General features: G+C 39.7%; 21 protein-coding genes. 15 read left to right on the plus strand and 6 right to left on the minus strand.

The window, feature by feature from the left end:
* The first annotated feature begins 578 nt into the window (after positions 1–578).
* Positions 579–1154, plus strand: coding sequence for an immunoglobulin-like domain-containing protein (locus tag RWN13_RS04695; protein WP_314060947.1), 576 nt, complete (start codon positions 579–581; stop codon positions 1152–1154).
* A gap of 82 nt (positions 1155–1236) precedes the next feature.
* On the opposite strand, the gene RWN13_RS04700 is transcribed toward RWN13_RS04695, so the two are convergent.
* Positions 1237–1818: a recombinase family protein gene (locus RWN13_RS04700; RefSeq protein ID WP_314060949.1), complete on the minus strand. Its 582-nt coding sequence runs from the start codon at positions 1816–1818 to the stop codon at positions 1237–1239.
* Between the two features lie 533 nt (positions 1819–2351).
* Between RWN13_RS04700 and RWN13_RS04705 the strand changes: the two genes are divergently transcribed.
* The 9 genes from RWN13_RS04705 to RWN13_RS04745 all read left to right on the plus strand — a co-directional run bounded on the left by RWN13_RS04705 (position 2352) and on the right by RWN13_RS04745 (position 10797).
* Positions 2352–2906: a recombinase family protein gene (locus RWN13_RS04705; protein WP_314060952.1), complete on the plus strand. Its 555-nt coding sequence runs from the start codon at positions 2352–2354 to the stop codon at positions 2904–2906.
* A gap of 17 nt (positions 2907–2923) precedes the next feature.
* Positions 2924–4027: a WxL protein host-binding domain-containing protein gene (locus RWN13_RS04710; protein WP_314060954.1), complete on the plus strand. Its 1104-nt coding sequence runs from the start codon at positions 2924–2926 to the stop codon at positions 4025–4027.
* 2 nt (positions 4028–4029) lie between these two features.
* Positions 4030–4365 carry an LPXTG cell wall anchor domain-containing protein gene (locus RWN13_RS04715; RefSeq protein ID WP_314060960.1) on the plus strand — a complete coding sequence of 112 codons (336 nt, stop codon included), beginning with the start codon at positions 4030–4032 and terminating at the stop codon, positions 4363–4365.
* Positions 4366–4400: 35 nt separating this feature from the next.
* A complete protein-coding gene (locus RWN13_RS04720) occupies positions 4401–4628 on the plus strand; it encodes a hypothetical protein (RefSeq protein WP_314060962.1) in 228 nt (75 codons plus the stop codon).
* 61 nt (positions 4629–4689) lie between these two features.
* On the plus strand, positions 4690–5388 hold the full coding sequence (locus tag RWN13_RS04725) for a WxL domain-containing protein (protein WP_314060964.1): 699 nt from the start codon (positions 4690–4692) through the stop codon (positions 5386–5388).
* A 175-nt stretch (positions 5389–5563) separates the two neighbouring features.
* Positions 5564–6235 (plus strand): WxL domain-containing protein, encoded by a 672-nt coding sequence (locus RWN13_RS04730; RefSeq protein ID WP_314060966.1) that lies wholly within the window; start codon positions 5564–5566, stop codon positions 6233–6235.
* Positions 6236–6271: 36 nt separating this feature from the next.
* Positions 6272–6964, plus strand: coding sequence for a WxL domain-containing protein (locus tag RWN13_RS04735; protein WP_314060968.1), 693 nt, complete (start codon positions 6272–6274; stop codon positions 6962–6964).
* A gap of 20 nt (positions 6965–6984) precedes the next feature.
* Entirely contained in the window at positions 6985–8013 is a 1029-nt protein-coding gene (locus tag RWN13_RS04740; RefSeq protein WP_314060971.1) for a DUF916 and DUF3324 domain-containing protein, read from the plus strand.
* A gap of 9 nt (positions 8014–8022) precedes the next feature.
* Complete coding sequence (locus tag RWN13_RS04745; protein WP_314060974.1) at positions 8023–10797, plus strand: hypothetical protein; 2775 nt, start codon at positions 8023–8025, stop codon at positions 10795–10797.
* A 560-nt stretch (positions 10798–11357) separates the two neighbouring features.
* Here the strand turns inward: RWN13_RS04745 and RWN13_RS04750 are convergent.
* The 3 genes from RWN13_RS04750 to RWN13_RS04760 form a co-directional block, all read right to left on the minus strand.
* Positions 11358–11924 (minus strand): recombinase family protein, encoded by a 567-nt coding sequence (locus tag RWN13_RS04750; RefSeq protein ID WP_314060977.1) that lies wholly within the window; start codon positions 11922–11924, stop codon positions 11358–11360.
* A 104-nt stretch (positions 11925–12028) separates the two neighbouring features.
* Positions 12029–13552, minus strand: coding sequence for a helix-turn-helix domain-containing protein (locus RWN13_RS04755; RefSeq protein WP_314060980.1), 1524 nt, complete (start codon positions 13550–13552; stop codon positions 12029–12031).
* A gap of 147 nt (positions 13553–13699) precedes the next feature.
* Positions 13700–14143, minus strand: a complete 444-nt coding sequence (locus tag RWN13_RS04760; protein WP_314060981.1) for a DUF3955 domain-containing protein — start codon at positions 14141–14143, stop codon at positions 13700–13702.
* Between the two features lie 536 nt (positions 14144–14679).
* Between RWN13_RS04760 and licT the strand changes: the two genes are divergently transcribed.
* From licT to RWN13_RS04785, 5 genes are all read left to right on the plus strand, one after another.
* Positions 14680–15522: a BglG family transcription antiterminator LicT gene (licT, locus tag RWN13_RS04765; protein ID WP_314060982.1), complete on the plus strand. Its 843-nt coding sequence runs from the start codon at positions 14680–14682 to the stop codon at positions 15520–15522.
* Between the two features lie 284 nt (positions 15523–15806).
* On the plus strand, positions 15807–17729 hold the full coding sequence (locus RWN13_RS04770; protein WP_314060984.1) for a beta-glucoside-specific PTS transporter subunit IIABC: 1923 nt from the start codon (positions 15807–15809) through the stop codon (positions 17727–17729).
* 65 nt (positions 17730–17794) lie between these two features.
* Positions 17795–18547, plus strand: a complete 753-nt coding sequence (locus RWN13_RS04775; RefSeq protein ID WP_314060986.1) for a ChbG/HpnK family deacetylase — start codon at positions 17795–17797, stop codon at positions 18545–18547.
* On the plus strand, positions 18544–19761 hold the full coding sequence (locus RWN13_RS04780) for a hypothetical protein (RefSeq protein WP_314060988.1): 1218 nt from the start codon (positions 18544–18546) through the stop codon (positions 19759–19761). Before RWN13_RS04775 ends, RWN13_RS04780 begins: the two co-directional genes overlap by 4 nt.
* A gap of 853 nt (positions 19762–20614) precedes the next feature.
* The gene (locus RWN13_RS04785) at positions 20615–20932 is read left to right on the plus strand and encodes a hypothetical protein (protein ID WP_314060990.1); all 318 of its coding nucleotides are present in this window, start codon (positions 20615–20617) and stop codon (positions 20930–20932) included.
* Positions 20933–21072: 140 nt separating this feature from the next.
* Here RWN13_RS04785 and RWN13_RS04790 read toward each other — a convergent pair whose 3' ends face one another.
* A complete protein-coding gene (locus RWN13_RS04790) occupies positions 21073–21303 on the minus strand; it encodes a hypothetical protein (RefSeq protein ID WP_314060991.1) in 231 nt (76 codons plus the stop codon).
* 80 nt (positions 21304–21383) lie between these two features.
* A partial coding sequence (locus tag RWN13_RS04795) for an Rpn family recombination-promoting nuclease/putative transposase (protein ID WP_314060994.1) occupies positions 21384–21965 on the minus strand: 582 nt, incomplete at its 5' end.

The following is a 21965-nucleotide window of genomic DNA, read 5'->3' on the forward strand; positions in this document are numbered from 1 at the left end:
ACGTCGGCAGTTAGGGACCTGCTGAAAAATGACAACGCAAATAATCGCTCACAAACATTAGCGAGTTTAGCGGTTATTTGTCGCTGAGCTGCCGCCTAGAGGGGAAGTTATTTCATGTGTTCTTCGTTGACTTTTTTTATCAAAATATCACTAAACTCATGCTCTATTTAAACTAGGTCTTGTGTATTGAACTAGTTTATTATCGTTAATCTGTTTAGAAAATAAATTTCACCGATAATGTTTCTGCAAATAGTTAAATGTGTTGATATTATTTGTAAAAGGTTATCAGTAAACTGATTTTATAAAAATTACTTTATGTTTTTTAATTTTAATTTTTATGAAAAAATGAGAACTGAAATCTATAAATATGCTAGAAAGAACCCACTAAACTAGTTAATATAATTTATATAATCGTCTAATTTCCTTTTGATTGACCTGCTTATTAATTGATAGTTCATTATATTGTTGTTATTTTTTCTGTTTGACTGTTTATCTAAAAAAATCTGGACAGCTAAATAGTCGTCTGCTAAACTGAAAAAACGCTCATGAAAGTGAACGTAAATAGAAAGGGGTTTTTGATGAAACGGATTGGAAAAGTAGTTGTATTGTTGTCTATGATGATTGGTATGGGGGTTATTACTACCGTCAGTGTTGAGGCGTCGTCTTCAGTATCAGGTCAACAGGAGCTAAGTATTAAAGGCATTGAGGATATCACGATTCCTATGGGGCAAGCATTTGATACTTTACACGGGGTTGAATTAGTTTCTAAAAATGGAAAAGTAAGTCCAGATGCAAGCATTCTAGTGTCGAGTCATACGGTTAACGTATACGAAAAAGGGGTTGTAATCGTGACGTATGTGGTATTTGATGGTTATGGCAATTACGTGTTCAATACTAGAAAGGTTACTGTAAAAGCAATGAGTGATGCTAAACCTGAGCTTATGGTGACAGGGCAAGTTATTTTTAAGAACAGTCCATTCAATCCATTGGCTTATGTCACGGCAGTCGATAAAGAAGATGGCGATATTAGCAATAAAGTGAAAGTTGATGGGAAGGTTAACACATCCTTATCTGGAATGAACCAATTAACTTATAGCGTTAGGGACTCTGCCGGAAATGTGGTTAATAAGACCGTCATTTTCTACGTCATGTAAGGTATAAGGAATGACGATAAAAAGGTTTATACTATAAAGAAGGACAATCTGCATGGCGTATCTTGCAGATTGTCCTTCTTTATTAGGTGATTTCTCGCTTGGTTTTACGAGGAACCTGCTGTTTATTTAAGTGATAATAAATCGTCGGAACAGAGACATTACTTGCTTTGGAAATTTCTGCCACGGTCATAGATGTTTCTTGATAGAGTTTCAAAGCATGCTGGACTTCTTTTTCTCTGATGGGGCGACCTAAAATTTTACCATTTTCCCGAGCGGCGTCTAAGCCGGCCATGACCCGCTCGCGAATAAGCTCGGCCTCCATTTCGGCAAAAGCGCTCATCACAGTGAAAAAGAACCGTCCCATGGCAGTAGAAGTATCAATGTTGTTTTGAATACTGACGAAGTTAATATCACGTTTTTCAAAATCTTCAAGGAGTCGCAGGAGTTGTTGGGTTCCCCTAGCTAAGCGATCCAATTTAAAAATAACAAAAGTATCACCAGGTTTTAACGCATCCAAGGCTTTTTCTAATTCGACTCGAGTGGTTTTACGCCCACTTTCATATTCGCTAAAGAGTTGATCCACACCGTATTCCTCTAATGCTTTCTGTTGGGAATCAAATTTTTGTTGGTGCGTGCTAACACGCATATAACCAATAGTAGTCATAATAATCCACAGCCTTTCTAATGAATGAGTAAAAATTAATCAAATAAGCAACGTTTACAAACGAATCAGTGAGAAACCTATTTTAGTAGTAGAGGCGTGCTATTTTTGTTCAATATTAATAGTATTAAAATAGTAATAAAGGGGCATATTGAAAAAAACTAAAGGAATAGCCATTCCATGTCTAGACGTTTAAACACTGTTTTAACAAGGTTTTCAACACTTTTTTTCGAGTGAATCCCCCCTTTTTTCTCGTGGCTTAATGTTCAAAATAAATAGTTATTTTTTTCTTGACATTCCTATAGCTTTATAATAAACTATTGTTTTTGAAAAAGTTTAATAACCTCCGTTACTCTTCTATTTTCTAAATAGAGAAGCTTGATTTAACAGGCTTTCTATTTTGAGTAGAGGAGTTTTTTTGTCGTTTCATTAGCTTTCTTACTAACAATAGTTTTTGGTAAAGTGATTGAATCGGTTAAGTAATGAAACGTTAGCCTTGTTATGTTCCATATCATAACGACAAAAGGAGTAGAAAGATGACAGTATTTGGATATGCTAGAAAAGATTACCCTAGCCAAATTGCGATCCAGCTAAATAAATTGATGACTTATAACTGTGAAAAAGTCTTTGTGGAAAATCAAAGCTTTAACGAAGAGTCAGAGTTGAAGGAAGTTTTAGGTGAGTTACGTCAAAAGGATGTCTTAGTGGTCGACAGTCTGGCAGTCTTTGGTAAACGAATCAAAAAGTTAACAGAGTTACTAAAGATGTTAGAAAAACGTCAAATCCGATTAATCAGTGTGACGGAAGCACTAGACACGATGGAACCTTGGTCATTTGCCACAACTGCGGAAGTCCTCTGTAGTGTGGATTCAGAATGTCAAAGTCAATACACTAAAGAACGGTTGGCCATTTCAAAAAGCAACGGGCAACACCTAGGTCGACCTACGATTAAGCGACAAACAATCGAAGAGATTCAGCGATTACATCATCAACATAAATTAAATTATCGGGAAATATCATTAGCGTGCGGCGTTTCTCTTGGTTCAGTTCATAAGTATATTAGTTATGATCTTGCTCAAGAGAGCCAATAAAGTGAGAGGAAGTAGACATGGAGTTTAGACAAAAAAAAGTAGTCCAGTGGTTATTAGTAGGAGGGCTATTACTCCTCTTAGGAAGACAGCCAACCGCCGAAGCAGCCGAAGGTCAACCGGATCCCTTGGGATTTACGGTGCAAGCCATACGCCCAGATACCCAGATTGAAATCAATAAAAGTTATTTTTTTATCGAAACAAAACCAGAGGTCAGCCAGGTGCTGAAGGTTAAATTGAAAGGCATGAAAAAGGAACCAGTAAAAGTTAAAGCCTTTGTGACGAATGGTGTAACTGGCGGTTCAGGGAATCTTGAATATGAGGCAGACATCCAGAACCTTGATGAGACCCTCCAACACCCCTTGACTGAAATCACCAGTTTTAGTGAGACGGAAATCGTTTTAGAAAATTTTGAAGAAAAGATCATTGACGTAATAGTCACGCCACCGAAAGAATCATACGAAGGAATAAAATTAGGCGCATTGATTTTTGAATTAGTGGAAGAAGAAGAAGTGACTAAACAGGCAGTTGCTAGTAAGTATCAATATCGAGTAGGGTTATTGACGACTGAAACTGGAGAGGAGTACGAGGACGCTAAGAATCTTGACCTGATTTCGGCCAAACTGGGATTGAAGTTAGGCCGAAAAGAAGTCAGCGCGGTTATCCATAATCCAGAACCTAAAATTGCCGATAATTTAAAAATAGAAGCAATAGTGACTAAAAAGGGCTCAGATAACGTCTTAAAGAAACAACTTGTGGAAAATGCTCGGATGGCCCCCAATAGTACCTATGACTTTTCCATCGATTGGGGACTAGATACCGTTAAGCCAGGGGATTATGTGGTAAAAGTTCACGCTCAGAATGACCAAGCAGAGTGGAACTGGCAAAAGGATTTCAGTGTCTCAGGTGAGAGTGCCAAAAAATTAAATGAGGAGACCCCCTTCCAGTTAGTTTTACCAAAGTGGGTGCCGGTAGCTGTCGTCGCGACCATTGGGGCGATTATTCTAGTCGTTGTGGTATTGACGGTTCGCAGTTCAAAATGGCAACAATTACTCAAAGAACAGTCCAAAAAAAGAAAGTCACGACAAGCCAAGGGACGGAAGAAACGAACAAGGGAGGAATAGGCATGAAGAGAGAAAGGAAGCTGACGTTCTTATTGGTGGCAATAAGTCTTATCATCAGTTGGGTAATGCTGACGCCTAAGGCGAAGGGAGAAAAGATGGATCAATGGGATGTTGGCATCACCTTTACGGAGTCTTCTAATAAATCTGGAAAGGAGGAGCCAAAGCCACCAAAAGATAATACCATCACGGCGAATAAAGGACAAGCCATCAATAAGCGGGTGAATTTACCTCAAACAGGGGAAACAATTAAACAACTGTCTTTGTTTATGGCAGGAATTGTCTTAGTGGTCATCGTATTTGCTTTCGCTTTAGATCAGCAGGTAATGGGAGAGTCATAAAAAAGGATGAGGGGACAACAAAGGGTGTATATTAAATGACGGTTTATACATGGATTTATCTATTGGGATTTGGAGGAATCATGTCTTTAGGACTGTTCCTATTATCCCTTAATCGAGATAACGTTTTAATGAAACGATTAAAATTAAAGAAATCAAAAATTATTGTTAACTGGCTATTACTGGTAATGTCACTGGTCTGCTTTGGACTGGCGATCTACCTGTTTATCTACTTACAGAAACAACTAAATTTATTCGGAACATAAGTCAACAGTTTACTACGATAACTTCCTCAATCGTAAAAGAAACAATAGAATGGAGAAAATTATGAACAAAAAAGTAGTGGGAACATTAGTATTAGCAATCGCAACAGGAGCGGCTTTCTTACCGACAACCGCTAAGGCAGCAGGAACAGCCGAAACAGGCGTGGGTATTGGCTTTAGTTCAGGACCAAACACGATTATCCCTGGGCCATATGACGACCAATTAAGTTTGATTAATCGTCCAACCTCTTTCCAATTCGGTGAGACCAATGAATCAAGTGCCACAACAAGAGCATACAATAAAGTGGCTGAAGGCAAACAATATATTGCTGCCCTTGAAGACCGTCCAGATGGAGAACGGACAGCATGGAAATTAAATGCACAGCTATCACCATTATTAACTGGCGCTGAAAATACTGGTGATAAGGGACTACAAGCTACGCTAAGCTTTAGTACGGCTGATATCAGCACCTTTAGTATTCCAAAAGACCCAGAGACTGGATTGTACCCAACAGTAGCTGAGACAATCGAACCTTTAACAGCTTATGCAGGCGACGCTCTTAAAGGCTTTCAAAAAGTCAGTCTTAAAGCAGGCGCAGATTCAGCGACGCCAATCATGACGGCAACAGCTGATGCAGGTAAAGGTGGTTTTGCAGCAGAAGTCAAAAACGTGCAATTATTAGTGAATGGTAAACAAGATGCCTTAACAAATGGCAAGACTTTTAGCAGCACTGTGACTTGGACATTAGACGACACAAAATAAATAGAAACATCTGGTAAAACAATTCGAACGCATCGTTCCACTGAGTTATCTGCATAATCACTAGCTGAAAGTTTGACGGTTGAAAGTGATCATTTAACAGGAACTATCGAGTAGAAAATAAGCCTTTTATGAGTAGGAAGTTATCGTAGTAAGCTGTTGACAGAGGAGAAGAGATATGAAAAAAATAATAGCAGGATTAGTTATGACATTAGTGTGCAGTACGGTGCACTCACAGACCGTTAAAGCAGATGAAACAGACGTTTTTGAGACCGATATTACAGCCGAAGTGGTCGGTGGAACTGGCGAAGGGGCACCGGAAGAAGACATTTCCACAAAACCGCCTCACAATGGTCCTTTTGTGATCAAGGCCGCATCCGATTTTAATTTTCCAACAGTGCCACTGGGGGAAACACGTGCCGCAACGATAGCGGCCAATAAAGCCTATGGCATCGAAGTGGTAGATGTGACAGGTGTTGGTTCTGGTTGGAATGTTCAAGTAGCCATGAAATCCTTTGAAATTGCTGAGGGGCAAAATAAAGGTGAAGTGTTAAAAGGTTGGAAGCTAACCATTCCAACAGCAGAAGTGACGTCAAAAAGCGCATCGATTCGACCAGAAAATTCACCAGTAGGAGTTAAAGCTGAACTAACAGGCAATTTAGCTGCTCTTGTGTTTAAAGCAGACGCTGGCAAAGGCATGGGGCGATACACCAACATCTTTGAACGGTACAGCGACAATCAAGAACCTACCCGTACCACAGGAGTCCAACTATCCATTCCTAATACGGCTCGTAAAGCCAAGTACGCTGGTAAGTTAGAGTGGACGTTATTAAACGCGCCGATTAAGTAATCCAAGAGCTGCTAAAAAGGAAAAGAGGAAAGCGACATGATGTTACTGACTAAAAAGATAACAGTAAGTCTATGGGCTGCGCTTCTGGGAGTTGTGGTAAGTGAAGGGACAGTCATGGCCGAAGTGAAAGATCGGTATCAATCGGATCTTCAAGCAGAAGTTATTGAAGGCAACCCTCTGCCGCGACCGCCTTTATTTGGCACGGATCCAGAAGATAACGAAAACGAGGGAACGACAACACCAGGCTACTTGACCATTGATCGAGTGCCTAACCTAAGTTTTGGAAAAGTGGTGGCTAGCGGTCTTTATCAAACAGAGTATGCCCTTAATTCCAACCCGTATATTCAAGTGTCAGACTTAAGAGGCAGTTTAGGGGGGTGGACCGTATCAGCGAAAATCAGCGACTTTATTTCAAAGCGAACGGCAAGTGACACGAGACGTTACCTCCTTGGAGGAGCTTCATTAAAAATCCAACAAGCGAACGTGGAAAATTATCAGTCGGAAGAAGCGGCGCCTCCCTTGAGCTACCCAGTGACCTTAAACAAAGAGTATCAAAAAGTCATGATGGCGGAAACAGATTCAGGCCAAGGTATTTGGTCATCCAGATGGCAAAGTAAACAAGCCGTAAACGACAAGATTGAACTAGCAATCTTGCCAGGAACGGCTGAACCAGGACGGGAATATGAGGCAACCATATCGTGGAAGTTAGCAGACGTTCCTAATAATTAGAGATGGAGATAATAACGTAAATGAGTAGAGTCAGATGGATGAAATACGGCTTCATGGCAGTCTTAGTCATGATAGTCATTGGTACCACTCAAAAGGTTCAAGCAGAAGGCATGGGGTATTCTGTGCGGGCGATTATTCCTGAAAATCAAATCGATCAAAGTAAGACTTACTTTGATTTATTGGTAAAACCAGGAGAGACCCAACCCTTAGTGTTAGAAATCATTAGCACAAGCTCAGAAACGCTCCACTTAAATGTGAGCCCCTATAGTGCTACAACCAATCAAAATGGTGAACTGGAGTTTAGTGTGGAACCGTCTTCTCATGATTCTAGCTTAAAATATCCCATGTCTCAATTAGTGTCGGGAAGTCAGTCCGTGACTGTGCCACCGATGGCAACCAAACAGGTAACCTTTACCTTAAAGGTACCAAAGGAATCCTTTAAGGGGAAAATAGTTGGCGGTTTTACTATTTATGATCAAGAAAATGACCGGGAAGAGGGGACAACGAGTAAAAATGACGTCCAAATCCGCAATGTCTTTTCCTTGGTTATCGGTATTCGCTTGCAAGAAAAGGTTGACACCATTCAACCAGAGTTAAGGCTCAATCAGGTTAAAGCCGATTTATTTAATTACCGAACGGCTATGACCGCTAATCTACAAAATATTACGCCGGAGTTTATCGGTGAGTTAAAAGTAGCAGCTACCATCAAAAAAGCCGGTTCTCAAAAAGTCTTATATGAAAGTCAAAAGTCAGAGATGACCATGGCCCCCAATTCTAATTTTGATTTTCCTATCATGTTAGAAAATCAAGAAATTGGGCCAGGAAACTACCTCTTGGAATTGGAAGCCACCTCAGGTCAGGAAAAGTGGCGCTTTAACAAGAAATTTAAAGTGTCTCCAGAGGAAGCCAATCAATTGAACAGTCAAGCCTTGGATGTGGTGAAAACTCAAAAACCTTGGCTGATGCTCTTAACTATTCTGGTGGTGGCACTGATGATTATGTCGCTGTTGGTTGTGGTTATTCTGACGGTGACTAGACGAAAGAAATGAGGTGAAAAAGTGAAAAAAAAGATAATGATACTCGTGTTATTTCTGATTGTCTCAGTTGCAACAGGCAATCAAGTTATCGCTGAAGTGACTGATTCACTTTATAGCGAAATTGATGACAAGGGGAATTTTATTGACGGGAACCGCACCCCCCTTCAGTATGACAAACCGATTATTCGTCCTAGTTATCAAGGGACATCGATTCTCGATGATTATATTGGACCAGAGGGAAAATTTCAGGGGTATTATCAAGACAAACCAGGAACAGGGGAAGAGTACGATTATGGTCAAAGATACACAATCGGCAGTAAGATGGTGATTAAAAACGTTGGTTTCTATCAAGGTAAGCCATTGGCCTTGACGATATCTTTTGCTAGCAAAGGCACTACATGGTACGAGAAAGTTACCATCACGAGAGAGGGCGGAATTAATATTAATCCATTTTCCCAAGGTCTACGATTTCGACTGGTTTATGATGATGGCAAGTATAATGTACCAGTGGAGGGTGTGTATGTCGAACTCCCTGTCTTAAGTCAACTGACGGCCTACAATACGTCTAGTAAGTCTTTTAGCAGGGTCACTGTGCCAACTAGTAATCTTGTCAGAATTGTAAAAAATACGGATGTGACGAAACAGACTAAGATGGCAACTATGCGGCAGTCAAGCACATTTTATGATGATCAAGGAAAGTACTATTTCGCAAATGGATTAGTGACCGAATATCAATTTTATCAGGACAGAGCCAATGTTAAACAAGTGGAACAAACTTATATTTTTGATAATAAAGAGCCACTGAACTTAGTAGAAACAAGGACGCTTAATTACATCAATCCCACTACGCTGTTTAAAAGTGATATGAAAACTCCAGGTGAAATAAATTACCTGCCACCGCGGACAAACGGTTCAGTTAATAGCTCTAGGTTTGAAGCAAACTTTGATTTAACTCAAGCGGTAAATGATGGGTTTGAGCAGTATTTTCCAGAATCCTTAAGTTTGGTGATGGCGGATACGGAGCATAAGTTTAATGCCCTTAACATAGCCAGTCTTAAGTTTACTGATAAAAAGGGTCAAGATATTAGCCATTACTTTGAAACCATCCAAACAGATGATCATCAACTTGAATTTAAAATTGCTAAAGCTAATTTAATGGCTCTAAAGAGCAATCAAATTAATGTCACAATGTCAGCAGACAACCTAAACAGTGAGGAAATCATCAAAGGCTACGACTCAAAAGAAAAAGTGTACTATGTGCCGATGACCTTTTATAACTATAAAATATATCAAGGTAAAAAGACTGAGTCAGAGAAAATGGTGGCCAATGCGATGATTACCCCTGATGTCTATGCTGAAGCGGTAGAAGGGATTGAAGTAGAACAATACAGCTTAGGTAGTGATTTAGATCCGAATGACCTTTTGAAAAATGTGGCAACCACAATTCCAGGGGATAAGTTGACCATTGAATTAGAGGACAGCTCCCTAGTGTTTGATACGGTCAAAACCTATCAGGTTGGTGTCAAAGTGACCAGTGATTACACGGGAGAAGGTAAAGTCATTAAGGTACCAGTAGAGGTGACGCCAGCGGTTATTGTAACGAAAGCCTTCTTTGATAATCAAAGTTGGCTCATTGATGAAATTAATCGTCAGTTTCTCGGCCAAAATAAGAAAATCGACGTCAATTTGTATATGACTGATTTATTAAGAGTGACGAAAATAATGGATACGACGGTGAGTACTCCGTTCACCGGTCAATATATCCCTAAAAACATTCAGGCCCTTAAAAATTTGGAATGGTTGGAGTTAGGAAATAAAAAGTTGGCAGGCTCATTGCCGACTGAGTTGGGAAATTTGAAAAAGTTATCCAAGCTAGCAGTTTCTGGCAATACCTTTAGTGGTGGCATACCAGTTTCATTAGGTGAATTAACTAATCTTAAGTCATTAATACTTGATCATAACGGGCTAAGTGGAAAGATGCCAGTCACACTTGGTAGCTTAGACAAGCTGGTGGAACTAAAACTAAACAATAATCAGTTAGTGGGAGAGGTCGTTCCTTTTCCAGCTAGCCAGTTAAGCCAATACGATATTAGCATGAACCAAGTGACCTATGATGACACCTTACCGCCTAGTTTCATTAGTAAGTCAACTGATTACGGCAATACACTGATTGTCAAAAACCACAGTAATAACGGAGCTGCTTACGGCATGTGGGCACTTACTGGCATCAAGGAGCTAGCTATACTGAAGGCTGGCACCCAAATTAAACCCTTTGATTCTAAAGATAGTGGTTATTTTGACTTGAAGCTACTCTTGTCAGGGGGAACCTCGACTCAAGATATCTATGCCGAACATAACTTTACGATCACAAGAAAAAAAACGGGCAACGTTATCTATGAGGGCATTGCGGATCCAAAGGTAGCATTTACGATGGATCCTGATGAAAGTGTTGAAATCGTCATGGATGGTGCCACTAAAAATCCCAATAACCGATTCACCATTGCGGGGAAAAAGCGAGAATTAAAAGTGGTAGACATCCCTAAAAACATGTCCCTAACCTTGGAAGTCGGCAATCTTGGTCAGAAACCAGTTAGCATTACGAGTAAGGATTCGCTGACCATCTTTGATAATCGGCTAGAAAGCCATTGGAAACTTAGACTCAAACCATCTGCCTTAACGAATGCCAAAAACCAAATGAGCGGTAGCTACATTTATAACAATAAGGCAATAAATCGATTACCGTCCCAGCAAATCAATTTAAGGAAATCGAGGAAGGGGATAGTGAGCCACTTGTAGAAACCATTCCTCTTTCCAAGGGATGGAGTCAGACTAAAGGACTGATGTTTAAACAAGACAGCACAGCCAATTTCAAGGGGACCTACCAAGGGAAATTGGAATGGCAGTTAGTTGATGCGCCGTCAGGTTAGTCTAAGGATGATTGGGGGGGGAGTTGGTTGAAAGGGGAGTTGATGATTGATCTATCGAATAAGGAATGTCAAAAAATGGTAGAAGTCCTTTCCTTTTTGCCTTATTTTTGGAGTTTTTATCAGAAGGAAAGCCACTGCCTTAGTGAAACAGAAATCAGACTGGTTTGGCGCTTTTTTAAGAAGAACTACTTTCAGGTCTACTGCCAAAGGCAACCCACCAGGTTTACCAGACGAATTTTGTTATCGAAACGCCATTTTTACCGACTAAGACGGCTCGTTCAGGTGACACATAAATTAGAACAACACCATTTGAAGCAAAGCATTAACATTATTAGGGAGTAAGAGTAAAGTTGTTAGTAAGGTTGAATGAACTGGAAAAGGGACCGAAGAGCAGCGCTCTTCGGTCCCTTTAGTGATTATTAGAAAATGTTAGCCTCGCAAGGGTAACTGTCGTTTGTTGATATGACGATAAAGGGTTGTGACGGAAACACCACTTCGTTCGACAATCTCTTTGGTGGTTAACTCGCTGCCAGTATAAAGCTCAATGGCTTCGTTAATTTGTTCGGTAACACTGGGGCGTCCCAGTTTGACCCCCTTGGTTCGGGCAGTCTTCAAACCAGCCAAGACCCGTTCTCGAATTAAGGCAGCTTCCATTTCGGCAAAAGCTCCCATAATCGTAAAGATCAATTTTCCCATAGGAGTCGTCGTATCGATATGATTTTGGATACTGACAAAATTAATGTGTCGTTCTTCAAAATCTTCCAGCAGTTTTAGCAAATGCTGAGTCCCACGAGCTAAACGATCTAATTTGAAAATAACTAGGGTATCCCCGGGCTGCAGTTGACCTAATACTTCTTCCAGAACAACACGATTTTTATTTCGACCACTATCATATTCCTGATAGATTTTATCGACGCCATACTCCTGTAGGGCCTCAAGTTGAGAATCCAGTTTTTGATGGGTTGTACTAACCCGCGCATATCCAATAATTGCCAAGTGGCTTCACCTCGTTTTTAGTATAAAAGAAGTGTATCACTATTTCATTAGGAGATGTTTTTGACAAGTGTCCCAGTTATAAGACGAAAAACGAAAAAGGTAGTTTAAAAATAATGTCCTTGTTGAATCGGCGCTGGGTATAATTGGAAAAAACGGCGGGAAATCTGTTTTCTAATGTAATCAAATAAATCTTCCCAACGTAAAGAATCGGTTAGTGACTCCATGTAAAAATAAGCTTTATCAGAATAGGTAGAGCCAAAACAGTCTGAAATAACTAAATCGGCTTCTTTTTGATTATGAGTAAATTCAATGCTTTCTGTGCCAAATAAGGAGATTAATTTTTTTTCAATGATAGAAGGTCCCATAAAATTTTTAGAATATTGAACAGCAATCCTTAAAGCTGGTAGTTTGACAGAATCAATTAGCATGCATACCAATGAAATCAAGTATTGAGGATGTTCTTTGGTAATCCCATGAATCGGACCAGTTTTTTCAACAAAATAGGTAGCTTGCTCGATTAAACTATTAGAATATTGGTCATTGTTTTTAGTGGAGAGAGACAAGTCATTAATTTCCAGAAAATCTTCAGGTAAGTCAACGTCAATGTACTCGGTCAATAGGACGATGAGAATATAGTAAAAAAAGAAATAGCTATAGTCTTTTTTCGAAAGTGTCAATTGGAAATGCTGACAGATTAAGTCTAACATGTCTTGTGCCTTAAGAATAATTTGGTTATCGCAGGTAAGCAATTGCTGAACGATTGTTTCTTTTTGATCGGTTGAATCCATGTCGGACACAGTTAAGCGGAAAAATAGATTAGCAAATAAACGCTCCAGTTGATTGTCTGTTTGTTCCAATAAGACACGACAAATAGTCGATAAATCGTTAACTGAATAAAAAATGGTTAGAATTTCTTGAATCTCCTCAGATATGTCGATAGTACTATGACCTTGCTGATTTCGTAAGGTAGTGATTGAGCAGATGTAACGAATTTGTTCTTTTTTTGATGGTAACCATGACCCATACCTTTGCCAGTCTATCTGGGCATCAATATCTTGGACAACTTTTTTATGGGAACTATGAGGCTCCAGGTGAATTCCTTTAAGTGAAGACCAGTAAAAAAAGTAACTGAAAAATCGCAAGTTTTTTTCCTGATACTCAAAATTAAGTGAATCAAAGTTGTCGAAAAAGGAAAACTTCATCCCAAACTTTTGAATGAAAGGCTCCAGTCGATAAAGAATGCGATATAAGCTAGAGGGACTTAGGAATAACGCATCGGCTAGCTGATTGATATTAGTGTATTTTTTTAAGAGCAAGGCATCAATAATCTGATAGTCGATTGACCGTTCCGTATACATCACGTGCAAGCGATCGATAATGTAGTGAGGAGATAGATTGGGAGCAACAGTGATTTGAATGCTTTTATTTTGTTTGTCCAATAAAAATTGATTGTCAGGGAAAAGGGAATGGCAATCGGCTTGTAATTCAGTTAAGTATCGGTTAGTCGTTTTAGTTGAAACCTCTAAGTGGGCTGCCAAACTATCAATGGTGGCATTGGGGCCAGTTTGAAAGGCCTGCTTTAGTAACGAGAGTTTTTGAAAGTCTGTTTTATTCATCAAATTAACCATATTAAGTCCCCCTATTAGTGTTAACTTTAGTATAAAGTGTTGTCGAATAAAATCAATATTTTAGTTTGATTAAGGGAGCTAAGATGGAAAAAAGGCACCTCAATAATCTGAGATGCCTTAAGACTAAGTGGCAGTTGACCGCCATACTCATTCTTTTTTTCTTTTATTTACCAATGCAATAGTCAAGAAAACCAAAGCACCCACCAACAATAAATACCCCACTGGAAGCAAGAAAAAAGGCTCGTGCAAGACACCATCTTGAGTAACCTTAACACCAATTAATGATTTTATTAAAAAGCTTAGGACCCCTAAAACAAATAAAATTCCGCTAATTATTCGTAATTTTGCTTTTCTTACCTCACTTGAATCTTTTACTAATTTGTTTGTCATCTGATCGTCTCCTAAAATAAGTTGATCAAGGGAAATATGAAACAACTTCGCAATGCTCACCACCATTTCTAAATCTGGCAGATTCCGATCGTTCTCCCAACTTGAAATGGTCTGTCGAGAAACATTTAGCTGTTGAGCTAATTGTTCTTGAGTGAACTGATTATCAGTCCTGATTTTTTTTATTTGTTTGCTAAATTCCATAGTCACGCCCCTTGTCCTTTTCTTTATATCATAACATGAATATAAGTGATAGATTGCTTCTCAAGCATTGGTAGATTCCGATGATTGTAGGACAAGCAATGTTGAGGTAGAAAGGGGGAAGTGTGGTATTGGGGAGGAAAGATTGAACACAAATGAGCATCACTATTTACCACAAAGGAGGAAAAATATGGTGAAACCTTAGAAGGATTTTAGGATAAAATGAAGGTAAAGTAAGACTATATGCGTTTGTTGAGTTGAAAGTGAGTCTGGAAAGGTAATTCATTATACATTGGTTAATAAACAAAAACTGCTTGTCAGAAAGCGCTATATATGATAGGATTAAGTCAACATATTGACGAGGATGGTCATCGCTTAGCGAGCTAAACCTGTTTATTGGCAATTTTTTTGATTGCCAATAAATGGGTTTTTCTGTTTTTTTCCCCTGACTTCTAAAGTTAAAGCAAGACAACTGGGTCTGAAAAAGCGGCGGCCGTGTTAATGGGAAAGCGGACTAGTGTTTACAGGAAGGAGAACCTATGAAAATTGAACGGATTTGGAACAATAATGCCTGTGTTGTATTAGACGAACAGGGAAAAGAAAAGATTTTGACGGGGCGTGGGTTGGTATTTGGGAAAAAAGTGGGAGATCAGGTAGATGCCAGTCAAGTCGATAAAGAGTTTTTAATGGCCACGCCTGAGCTGACCAGTCAACTGAAGGAATTGATTCAAGACATCCCAATTGAATATTTTGAACTAGGAAACGAGATTATTTTGTACACAAAAACACATCTGGGAAAAAAGTTAAATGAAAGTATTTATCTGTCATTAGTTGACCATATTTACACGGCTATCATTCGCTTTAAAGAAGGCATTGTGGTGAAAAATGCTCTTTTATGGGATATTGGACGTTTCTATCCAGATGAGTTTGTAGTCGGTCAAAAAGCTTTGGATATCATTGAAAAACGCTGTGGAGTTCGTTTACCAAAAGATGAAGCAGGCTTTATCGCTCTCCATGTGGTCAATGCTCAAATGGACAATAAGGTTTCTGAGGTTTACGAAATCACAGATATTATGCAAGAAATTACCACCATCGTCAAATATACCTTCAATGTGGAATTTGATGAAAAATCGGTTTACTTTTACCGTTTTATTACCCATTTAAAATTTTTTGCTCAACGCTTAATCACCCGAGCTACCTACGATGACAGTCATGAAGACGACTTGTTGGATTTGATTAAAGTAAAGTATCGCAACGCCTATCAATGTGTGGAAAAAATTGGTGAGTTTATTTTTGAGAAGTATCACTATGTCATTTCAAACGAGGAGCGTCTGTACTTGACGATCCACATTGAACGGGTGATCTATAAAACAGACAGCTAGTTCGTCTGAAAGAAATCAAAGCGGATATTTCTGTTAGGTAACTAACGGTTCATCAACTATACCATGGAGGAAAGGAGGGGCAACCTAAATAAACTAAGCTGGATGGTAACATTAAGTTGGCTAAACCTTCTAATTTTAGATCGAATCACCGTTCCACGAAAATTAACCACACGCTTAAAACCTTTTAGTAAGGAAGAAGAAAGGTCTGAGCTGATAGCTAATTAAATGGAGCGATACATCTGATTATAGAGATGTATCTAGATTGAAAATGGAGGCAGGAAGAAATGGGAAAATATGAACAATTAGCAAAAGAAATTGTTAAGAATGTTGGTGGACCAGAAAATATAAATGGTTTATCACATTGTGTCACGCGCTTACGTTTTCGGTTAAAAGATGAGAGTCAAGCCAATGACGATGTTTTGAAGAAGATGGACGGCGTTGTGGCAATTATGAAGAGCGGTGGCCAATATCAAGTCGTCATTGGCAATCACGTTCCGAAGGTCTATGAGGATGTCTGTCTTGTAGCTCGAATCAACGAGGACACCAGCTCTGAAGGCGCCGAACCAAAAGGCTTTTTCAATAAATTTATTGATATCATCAGTGGCTGTTTCCAACCCTTTTTAGGTGCTTTATGTGCTGCTGGGATGTTGAAAGGCGTCAATGCCCTTCTTTTATTCCTAGGCTTGTACAGTCAAACCGATGGAATTTATATTACCTTTAACGCTATTGGCGATTCCGTCTTTTATTTTATGCCGATCTTTCTTGGGTATACTTCGGCTAAGAAATTTAAGTTGAATCCCTTTGTTGGTTTGGCCATTGGGGCGGCTATGTGTCATCCGACGATTCAAGCAACGGCTTTTAAGTTAGCCGCAGACGGGACACCCGCCAAACCCTTGATGACCCTATTTGAAGGTGGGGCTTATGCTAGTCCAATCTACAATACTTTTGCAGGCATTCCGATGATTGCAGTCGATTATACCTCAAGCGTGATTCCTGTTATTGCGGTGGTTGCTTTAGCGGCTCAGCTACAAAAATTAGGACAGAAATTTATTCCAGAACTGTTACAAAGTTTTTTTGTTCCATTTTTTGTGCTAGTGGTGGCCTTGCCTTTAGGTTTCTTGGCTATTGGACCGGTGATTAATTTTGCGACCCTGTTAATTGGTCAAGGGTTTACAGCGATTTACACCTTTTCACCTGTGATTTACGGGATTCTTTTAGGCTTCTTCTGGCAAGTACTGGTGGTTTTCGGTCTTCACTGGAGTTTAGTTCCGTTGTCCATTATGAGCCTGATGACCTATGGCTATAGTACGGTATTGGTCAGCGTATTTGGAACGACTTTTGCTCAAGCCGCTGTTGTGTCAGCGATGTATTTTAAATTAAATGACCAGAAACTTAAAAACTTATGTGTGCCAGCGATTGTTTCAAGTTTTTGTGGGGTCTCAGAACCAGCTATTTATGGCTTGACCTTACCTAAAAAGCTCCCCTTTGTCTTTTCAATGATTGCTGGTGCCGCCAGTGGTGCCGTTGTGACCTTTATGAATGGTAAAGCCTATACCATGGGCGGTTTAGGAATCTTTGGTTTGGTAAATATGATTGACAATAAAACGAATGATGCCTCAGGGGTTGTCGCAGGCGTTGTTTGTATCCTAGTGGCGATTGTTGTCGGATTTGTTTTAACATTCTTATTCTGGAAAGATGCGCCAGTAGCAGAAGCTGCTATGAGAGATGAACCTGTATCGAAGTTGGCAGTAAAAAAAGAAATCGTAACGAGTCCACTTACAGGGCAATTGATACCATTAGGGGATATTCAGGATGCCGCCTTTTCTCAGGGGATCCTTGGAAAAGGCGTTGGAATCATTCCCAGTGAAGGAAAGGTTGTCGCTCCTTTTGATGGCACGGTTGTGACCTTGTTTCCAACCTTGCACGCTATCGGTTTAGTAGCGGACAATGGCTTAGAGATACTGATTCATGTGGGCATGGATACGGTTCAGTTGGAAGGCAAATTCTTTACAGCAGAAGTGAGCCAAGGGGATCAGGTGAAAGCCGGGCAACTTTTAGTGAGCTTTGATATGAGTCGTATTCAAGAGGCCGGCTATAGTCTGGAAACCCCAGTGGTGATTGCTAATAGTGCTGATTATTTGGATATTATAGAAGCTGAAAAAGGTCAAGTAACAACGAAAAGCACCATTATGACAGCATTGATTTAAACAAACATCAGAAAAAGCATTAGGCTAAGCCAATGCTTTTTCTGTTATGGAAAGAAGGAAATGGAATGAAGTTAATCGTTCGTGTCGATGATTTAGGCTTTAGTGAAGCTGTTAATTATGGCATTCATAAAGTTCTTAAAGAAGGGGTGGTCACAGCTGTTGGCTTGATGGTTAATATGCCTGTAGCAGAGAAGGGGTACCAACTCATTCAAGACAGTTCAATCTCCTTAGGATTACATGTCAACATCAGCAATGGGCCACCAGTTACTTCCGGTCAATTGCCGACGTTATGCAATCGTGAGGGAACTTTTTTTTCAAGTCGAGAGATTAATCAGCGAGCTACTGATACCGTCGATTTAGAAGAAGCGATTACTGAAATTGACGGACAAGTTCGGCGGTTTAAAGAAATCACTGGCAAGAAACCAGCTTACATGGATGGCCACGCAGTGACGTCACCTGTTTTTTTTAAGGCAATTAGTCAGGTGGCCAAATCTCACGAAGTGTTTGATGTGCAATTTAGTCAGGACTGGCAAAAGGAAACCGGCATCTCCTTGGCCAAATGGTTTAAACCAGATGCTCATGGCTTGTACAATCCTCTCACCTATTTAATCGAAGATCAAGGGGATATTTTAAATAAGGCCTGTGCCATGGTCGTCTTTCATCCAGGATTTTTAGACCAGTATGTCTTAACTCACTCATCCTTTACCACTATTCGAACCTTAGAAGCAGAAGCTCTGTGCGATCCCATTCTTAAACAGTGGATTAGGGAACAGCAGATTCAACTCTGTGATTTTAGTGATTGGGAGGTAAGAGCATGAAGGTCTCCTATTATCAAAAAACCATTACGCCAGACTTTCCCGTGTGGTTAGATGGCTATGGCCCTCGTCAAGGAACGACTGTTGAGTTTCCTTTATTGCTCCAAGGCCTGTGCATCGAAACATCGGCACCGATCATCTATTTGGTGTTAGATGTAATTGCCATTGAAGAAAATTTTTTCAAGCGCATTCGAACCTTGGTCGAACCCTTAGGGATAAGACCAGAAGGGCTGATTATATCAGCCAGTCATACCCATCAAGGACCAGCCGTCTTACCAGGGATGACTCCCCATACACCGATTGATCCTAGCTATCTGATTTATTTGGAAAAAGAAATCATGAAAGCTGTGGAGGACTTGTTAAAAAAAGTGCAACCCGCACACCTTGAATCAGGTCAAGTCATGCTAGAAAAAGTTTTTAATAACCGCAATGACCCTTCTGCCTACTACTATCCCTTTGCTGATCTCTATAAATTTTATGGAGCAGAGGGGCAATCGATTTGCCATTTAGTAAATTTTGGGTGTCATCCGACGGCCACAGCAAAGCAGTCTTGTGCCCTATCCAGTGATCTTTTAGGCCCTATGCGAGATTTTTATCAGGAAAAAAGTGCCCCCTTACTCTTTTTTTATGGGGAGGCTGGCGATGTCAGCACCAGGCACTATCGAAAAAGTGACAATCCAGAAGAAGTGACTCGCTTAGGTCACTCCTTAGCAAGGCAATTATTGGCTATCCCCTGCCAGAAAGTGTTGGACTTAACGGAGGAGAGCCTCAAACAAAGTCGCTTTCAAGCAGTCTACAATTCCCAAGCTGATCAATGGCTTCAAGGAGAATTAAGGACCTGGCAAGAGAAAGTCAAAGGAACATCACCCGAGGATCCTCGTTTTTCAGTCTATCAAATGATTTTAGGAAGACTAGAGGCTCGGAATCAGCGAAATGGTCTTTTATTAAGTCCCACTTGTACAGTGATCGAGTATAATCATCTACGGATTATCACATTTCCAGGAGAATTAGTTGGGGCTTTGGCCAAAGACTTGCGTCAAATTGATGCTAAACCAACCTTACTATTTTGTTATAGCAATGGTTATTATTATTATGGGATTGACAAGGAACAATATGGAAAATACTATGAGTCCTACTTGTCTTATTTTCCGAAAGGCATGGCAGATGACATAATCGCTGAAGTTGTTGAACTTTGCCAAGATAACGGGAACGATTAGGAATAGAGATGATGTTTGTGAGGTAGGAGGGGACAGGTTTGTTAACTTAAATAACTCACCATAGTCAATTTACGACTATGGTGATTTGTTGTTTAAATTCTTTTTGTAAAGGTACGTCTTTCAAGTTCTGACATTCAAATGCCCTAAAACGCATGTTCTTCTATTGTACACCCCTTATTTTTTCAGTCTAGTCTATGGCAGCCCATCCAAGCAATGATTGATATCAAGAAAGGAATGTAATGATGACTAAAAGTATCGCTCCTTATTTTATTATGCTGCCAGCGATTATTATTGGAAGTATCTGTGTTGATTAAGGCGTATTGAGCGGATTGTGATGGCTTATGACGTGAGTTATTTTGGCAGGAAAAAATCGAATAATAATCATATTTTTCAGATATAGAGAAAAAAGCTTGAAAAATCTAATCAATAGAGAGTGTGGTGACACCTTAGGTCAGTGCTAGTATCTAAGAACTAATTTTCGTAGCTGATCAATCGTTATCCAGCTATTGCTCACTCTGAGTGTGTTCTTAAAAAAGAATGACAGCGCTTACCTTTTGTGCAATGTGAGCATTAGAAATGAGTCAAATCAGTAGGAGTGTGTAACAGAATAAATTCGGCAACACTATTCGTTGGAAGGTCAATTATCTTGTTTAGAAAGTAAAGAAGGCTAGAAGTGAAAGTGAGGCAGCTATGAAAATTTTTGTGGATATAACACGTCATACCAGATTATCGGATTTAAACTACTATAAAAAAATCGAAGGATTATTTTTTAACAAAGTTTTTATTTATCACCCAGATGATGTACTGGAGAAGGTTTTAGAAGAGCTAGGTGAGTTAAGGGACCTGTCGATTTGTGTTGACAGCTAAAGGGGCAGCTGAATTGGTGGAAGAAGCAAAACTATTGGTGGAGAAGGTATCAAACGTTATGATCGGGTTGCGAATAAGCAAGGCTGCAAGAAAAGTAGCTTATCAGTTGCAAGGTCTCGCTATTAAAACGGTGATGACAGATATTACTAATATGACAAATGCGATGGAAGCAATTCTAGCGGGCGCTACTTATATTGCACCAGCGTTCAGTTATGAAAGTGTTATCGGGGAGCTGTCGGAAATGCGACAATTGGTAGATGAATATGGCGTTCATGTAGGTCTAATGACATCAACCATTCGTTAGGTTAGCGAGGTAGAAAAAGCAAAGAAAATAGGGGCAAATAGTGTCGTCATTGAGTCGGAAAAGTTAATGCCTCACTTATCATTACAAGTCAACTAAGCATCCGCTCACAGCAGGTGGATACTTAGTTGACGGGTACAGAGCTAGAGTGGTGTTAATGCCCTGATTCGTTGAGGAGGGAGATTTGTTTCTTCTGAAATTTGTTCAACAGAATAGCCTATTTCAATTAGAATAAGCGCCATTTGCTGGCGAAGGCCAAGTTTTTTTATCGATTCTCTGAGACCTATTTTGTACCCTTCTTGATATCCTTCTTGATAGGCTTGTGCCAAGTAATCCTTCCCGTATTCGTGTATGCGTTTTATAATATCCTTCATATGTTTTCCTCCATTTCCATAATCTTATAAGCATACACCCACGAGCAATCATGTAGATGAGCGTGCTTGTGGGTGTTTGCTTACAGCTTTTTAATGCGCTCGATACTGAGCCCCGTTGCTTGTTGAATTTGTTCTAAGGGAATGCCCATTTTTTTCAAATTAAGTGCTGTTTTTTCAAGCCCTTTTTTAATCCCTTTTTTAATCCCTTTTTCAATACCTACTTCAAGAGCTACTTCCTCCGCATACCCACGTATGGCCTTCTCATCTTCCCGAGCCTTTTCAATCACATCAATCATTTGTTTCATCTCTCCTTTCCTAATAGCCACTTCATCGACCAATCTAATCACATCTTTTATATAAGTTTTTGCCGTCTCTTGTACCAGACCGAAAACAAAGCAATCAACCCAATCAACTAACTTAGGCGGGACATTCCCTTTAATTTTGGGTAATTCAATAAAAACCATTTGCATTAAAGAGGTACCATCTTTACTACGTAAAATATGTTGGTGTTCAGCATCATAAATGTGGAACGTGCGGCGTAAATCCTGATCATCGGGAAACATCACATAGTCTAAAATGCTGATGACAAAAACAGGTTTTAGTGAGTGGTATTTGATATCCTCTTTTTCAGTATGGGCGTAATTAGCATTAAATCGTTCGCC

Source organism: uncultured Vagococcus sp., from assembly GCF_963518325.1.
In the GTDB taxonomy this organism is placed as follows: domain Bacteria; phylum Bacillota; class Bacilli; order Lactobacillales; family Vagococcaceae; genus Vagococcus_D.